This window comes from Streptomyces sp. NRRL WC-3549, assembly GCF_000721935.1.
Lineage (GTDB): Bacteria > Actinomycetota > Actinomycetes > Streptomycetales > Streptomycetaceae > Streptomyces.
The window spans coordinates 1-591 of the sequence record NZ_KL585416.1 but is presented as its reverse complement, the minus strand read 5'-3'; the positions used below and the strand labels follow the sequence as shown (position 1 = coordinate 591).

Sequence of the window (591 nt, the reverse complement as noted above, 5' to 3'; positions counted from 1 at the left end):
GCCCAGCCTGCCGGTGGCGCGTACGTAGTGGCGGTGCTCGGTCAACGGGCGGTCCGCGCCCGGAGAGCTCACTTCGAGGACGTACTCGCCCTCGCCCATCGCGTCGGTCGCGTCGAGGGTCTCGGAGATCGTGCGGCTCAGCTCGGCGCACGTGTCGAGTTCGACGCCGTCCTCGGAGTCGACGACGACCCGCAGCACCCGGCGGCGGCCTGCCCGGGAGACCTCGATCTCCTCGAGGTCCAGCTCCTTGGCGCTGACGAGCGGTTCGAGCAGTCCGCGCAGCCTCTCGCTCTGGGTGGTGCTCATCCGGGTGACTCCTCGGCCGCGTGTGCTGTTGTGGGGATCGTCGCGTGTCAGGTCAAAGGGTATCCGGTCCGCAGGGGTGTTGCCGTCCGCCTCCCGCCCGGCCGCGGGTACGCTCACCTGCGGTGATCATTTCAGGTCAGATTCTGCCAAAAACCGGGCCTAAGGAGACAAGTGCGGCGCACGGGGACGACGCGCAGGGGCGCGCTCACCGCTTCGGGAGCCCTCGCCCTGGGTGCGGTACTGACAGGCTGCGGGGGCGGCGACTCCGGCGGCCCCCCGAGGACC

Annotated in this window: 1 pseudogene; it reads right to left on the bottom strand. The window is 70.7% G+C overall.

Going from position 1 to position 591, the window contains the following annotated elements:
• Window positions 1-306, bottom strand: a pseudogene (locus IH13_RS0123180) (ribosome maturation factor RimP); the annotation flags it as partial.
• Between the last annotated feature and the right edge of the window lie 285 nt (window positions 307-591).